The following is a 4,179-nucleotide window of genomic DNA, read 5'->3' as shown; positions in this document are numbered from 1 at the left end:
GGGGCGGCCGGGAGCCGGTCCGTCAGCCCTTGAGCGCCAGCCAAGCCTGGGCGAAGGACGCGGCGGTGGCGGCGATCTCGGCCGCGGTCATGCCGGGCTTGTAGAGGGCGGAGCCGAGGCCGAAGCCGGTGGTGCCGGCGTCGCGATAGGCCGCCATCCGGTCCGGCGTGATGCCGCCGACCGCGATCAGCGGCACCGCAGCGGGCACCACGGCACGCCAGGCCTTCACCACCGCCGGCGGGATCGCCTCGGCCGGGAAGATCTTCACCGCGTCGGCGCCGGCCTTCAGCGCCGCGAAGGCCTCGGTCGGGGTGGCGGCGCCGGGGGCGCAGACCAGGTTGAGGCGCTTCGCCTCGGCGATGACCTCGACATCGGCATGCGGCATGACGATCAGGTTGCCCCCCGAGGCCTGGACGCGGGCCACGTCCTCGCGCTTCAGCACCGTGCCGGCGCCGATCAGCGCCTCTCGGCCGAAGCGGTCGGCCAGGCGGCGGATGCTGTCGAAGGGCCGGGGCGAGTTCAGCGGCACCTCGATGCAGCGGAACCCGGCCTCGACCAAAGCGGCGCCGATGGCCTCGACCTCCTCCGGCTTCACGCCGCGCAGGATGGCGACCAGGGGCAGCCCGGCGAGGGCGTCGTGCAGGGACAGGGTCATGTCACACCAGCTCCGCATGCTTGGCCAGGCGCCACAGCGCCCGGACCGTGGTGTCGGCCGGGGCGATGCGGCTGGTCAGCCCCGCGGCCTCGATGGCTTCGGCATAGCGGGCCGACAGCTCGGCGCCGCCGACGATGGTGACCTCCTCCGGCGCGGCACCGGTGGCGGCCGCGACGGTGGCGCGGGCATCGGCCACCTCGGCCCCGATCAGCAGGCCGGAGAGGTAGGAGCCGGCGGCCTTGGGCTCGAGCTCGCCGAACAGGCCGAGGGTGCGGGCGCTGAACAGCCGCCGCAGCAGGCCGCCCCCGGCCGAGGCGCCGACCGAAAGGCCGCGGCGGAAGGCCGGCTGGTCATAGGCGCGGCCGTCCATCAGCCGGCCCAGGATGCTATGCTCTGCTAAGACGGCGAAGGCCTCGCCGGTCATCGAGGTGGCGAACCAGGCGATCCGCCCATCCTCGGCCAGGGCCCATTTGCTGTGCGTGCCGGGCAGGACGTAGAGGCGGCGGCCGGCCGCCGGCGCGTCGCCGAGGATCTGCACCTCCTCGCCGCGCATCACGTCGGGGATGCCGTCGGCGTCGACCCGGCTGACGCCGGGGACGATTCGCAAGGAGATGCCGAGGGAGGTCGGGACCTCGATCAGGCCCTTGACCAGGGCGGCCTCGTCGGCCGGGCAGTCGGCGTAGGGCGCCTCGGCCCAGCCCTGGCGGCTGCCGATCATGCCGGAGGCGATGGCGGCGGTCGGGCTCCACTTTTCGGCGACCTGCCGGAACACGGCGTCGAAATCGCCGCCGGGGACCTTGAGGATACCGAGCGGGGCCGCGGCCTCGTCCCGCACGGCGCCGTCGGCGTCGAGCAGCCAGGCGCGGAGCGAGGAGGTTCCCCAGTCGAGGGCGACGATCATGATGTCGATCCGGAAGAAAATGGTCGGAGCGGCGAGATTCGAACTCGCGACCCCTTGCACCCCATGCAAGTGCGCTACCAGGCTGCGCTACGCTCCGACCGGGGGCCGCCGCCGGGCTGGTGCCGGGCGGCGAGCGGGCGGGACTATAGCCACCGACCCGCCCCTATGCAACGACGATGCGCCTCAGCCCGCGCTGGCCTCGGCGATGGCCCAGAAATCATCGGCCTTCAGGCTGGCGCCGCCGACCAGGGCGCCGTCGACATTCGGCACCGCCAGCAGCTCCGCCGCGTTGCCCGGCTTGACCGAGCCGCCATAAAGGATGCGGATGCCCGCCGCCTCGGACGGGACGCGGGCGCCCAGCGCGGCGCGGATATGGGCGTGCACCTCGGCCACGTCGGCCGTGGTCGGGGTGCGGCCGGTGCCGATGGCCCAGACCGGCTCATAGGCGATCACCGTGTTCTCCGCCGTCGCGCCCTGCGGCAGCGATCCAGCGATCTGGCGGCTGCACACCTGCAGCGCCCGGCCGTCGTTGCGCTCGGCCTCGGTCTCGCCGATGCAGATGATGGCGACCAACCCCTCGGCCTGCGCCGCCGCCGCCTTCTCGGCCACCACCAGGTCGATCTCGCCATGGTCCTGGCGGCGCTCGGAATGGCCGACGATGACATGGCTGCAGCCGAGATCGGCCAGCATCCGCGCCGAGACGTCGCCGGTATGGGCGCCCTCCTGCGCACTGTGGCAGTCCTGGCCGCCGACCAGCAGGCCGCTGCCCTGCACCGCATCGGCGATCGGCGCGATGATGGTGGCCGGCGGGCAGACCAGCAGGTCGAACGCCGGGTCGACCGTGCGGGCCAGCCGCAAGGCGAGGTCGCGGGCCAGGGCCGTGCCCTCGGGGCGCAGCAGGTTCATCTTCCAGTTGCCCGCGATCAGCTTGCGCGCCATCACCTCTCTCCGGCTGGTCGTCGATGTCACCCTCATGTACCAACCCGGGCGCGGCGACGCCATATGGACTCCAGTGCGACGTCACGGGCACGCCTTGTGCATTGCTGCCCGGGAAGGCCGCACCTATGATGCGCGGCCCTAACCGCCCGGGAGACCGGCGCGGCCTCGTCCTTCCTTTACGGTCGTCATGCTGCAGATCCTCCGCCACAAGGCCGGTTCCATCGTCGTCAAGGTGCTGTTCGTCCTCCTGATCCTCAGCTTCGCGATCTGGGGCGTCGGCGACATCTTCCGCAACCGGGGGCAGTCCGACACCGTGGCCACGGTCGGCGACGTGACGATCAGCCTGGGGCAGCTCGACACGCAGTTCCGGACGATCGCCCAGCGCCAGCGGATCCCGATGTCGGTCGCCCAGCAGCTCGGCCTGCCGCGGCAGGTGCTGGACAGCATGATCTCCAGCGCCCTCTACGACCAGATCGCCGCCGACCTCGGCTACAACCTGTCGAATGACGCGGTCGCCGACGCGGTGCGAAACGACCCGACGTTCCGGGACCCGGCCACCGGCCAGTTCAGCCGCGACCGCTTCCTGCAGCTGCTGCAGGCCAATGGCACCAACGAGGCCGGCTACATCGCCTCCATGCGCGGCCAGCTGCAGCAGCAGAACGTGATGCAGGCGCTGTACAGCGGCGCCGAGCCGCCGCAGGCGCTGATCGACCCGATCTACAAGTACCGCCGCGAGACCCGCACGGCCGACACGGTGACGCTGCGCAACGCCGACCAGACCAGCGTGCCGCAGCCGACCCAGGCGGATCTCGAGGCCTACCACAAGGATCATGGCGACAAGTTCCAGTCGCCCGAATACCGGACGCTGAGCCTCGTGCTGCTGAAGACCGACGAGTTCGCCAAGTCGGTGACGGTGTCGGAGGACGAGGCCCGCACCGCCTACGACAAGAACCAGGCGAACTACCAGAAGCCGGAGATGCGCCGCTTCGACCAGGTGATCGCGCCGTCCAAGGCGCTGGCCGACCAGATCGCCGCGGCGGTGCGCGGCGGCAAGCCGGTGCAGCAGGCGGTCGACGAGTCCGGCAACGCCGCGGTCAAGCTGATCCCGGTCGACTTCACCGCCAAGTCGGCGATGCCGATTCCGGCCCTGGCCGATCCTGGCTTCGCCCTGGCCCAGGGCCAGGCGACCGACCCGGTGCAGTCGCCCTTCGGCTGGCACGTGCTGGTGCTGACCGGCATTCAGGCGGCCCGCACCGTGCCCTTCGAGGAGGCACGGGCCGAGATCGAGGCCCAGCTGAAGCAGAGCAAGGCGGCCGATGCGCTGTACGACGCCGCCAACAAGTTCGAGGACGCGCTGGCCGACAACGTGCCGATCGACAAGGCGGCGCAGGAGTTCGGCTTCACCGTCACCCCGGTGCCGGCCGTGGCCCAGGACGGGACCACCCAGAGCGGCCAGCCGCTGCCGGCCCTGCCCGGCCAGGCGCAGGTGCTGCAGGCCGCCTTCCAGCTGCAGCAGGGCGACGTCAGCCCGATGGGCACGGTCGACGACAACACCTCGTTCATCGTCCGGGTCGACAGCATCATCCCGCCGGCGACCGAGCCGCTGGCCAAGGTGCGGGACGAGGTCGCCGCCGCCTGGACCGAGCAGAAGCAGGCCGATGCGGCCGCTGCGCTGGCCGCGGAC

At 71.9% G+C, this 4,179-nt stretch carries 4 protein-coding genes and 1 tRNA gene; 1 reads left to right on the top strand and 4 read right to left on the bottom strand.

Annotated elements, in window-relative coordinates; genetic code table 11:
* Positions 1–22: 22 nt before the first annotated feature.
* The 4 genes from P409_RS28040 to tpiA all read right to left on the bottom strand — a co-directional run bounded on the left by P409_RS28040 (position 23) and on the right by tpiA (position 2,495).
* Positions 23–655: a 2-dehydro-3-deoxy-6-phosphogalactonate aldolase gene (locus P409_RS28040; RefSeq protein ID WP_034846160.1), complete on the bottom strand. Its 633-nt coding sequence runs from the start codon at positions 653–655 to the stop codon at positions 23–25.
* Position 656: 1 nt separating this feature from the next.
* On the bottom strand, positions 657–1,556 hold the full coding sequence (locus P409_RS28035; RefSeq protein WP_034846156.1) for a 2-dehydro-3-deoxygalactonokinase: 900 nt from the start codon (positions 1,554–1,556) through the stop codon (positions 657–659).
* Positions 1,557–1,576: 20 nt separating this feature from the next.
* Positions 1,577–1,653, bottom strand: a tRNA-Pro gene (locus P409_RS28030).
* Between the two features lie 86 nt (positions 1,654–1,739).
* Entirely contained in the window at positions 1,740–2,495 is a 756-nt protein-coding gene (gene tpiA, locus P409_RS28025) for a triose-phosphate isomerase (RefSeq protein ID WP_034846154.1), read from the bottom strand.
* Between the two features lie 187 nt (positions 2,496–2,682).
* Here tpiA and P409_RS28020 point away from each other — a divergent pair.
* A partial coding sequence (locus tag P409_RS28020) for a SurA N-terminal domain-containing protein (RefSeq protein ID WP_034846152.1) occupies positions 2,683–4,179 on the top strand: 1,497 nt, incomplete at its 3' end.

Source organism: Inquilinus limosus MP06 (assembly GCF_000767795.1).
GTDB classification, from domain to species: Bacteria; Pseudomonadota; Alphaproteobacteria; order DSM-16000; family Inquilinaceae; genus Inquilinus; species Inquilinus limosus_E.
This window is presented reverse-complemented; position numbering and strand designations above follow the sequence as displayed.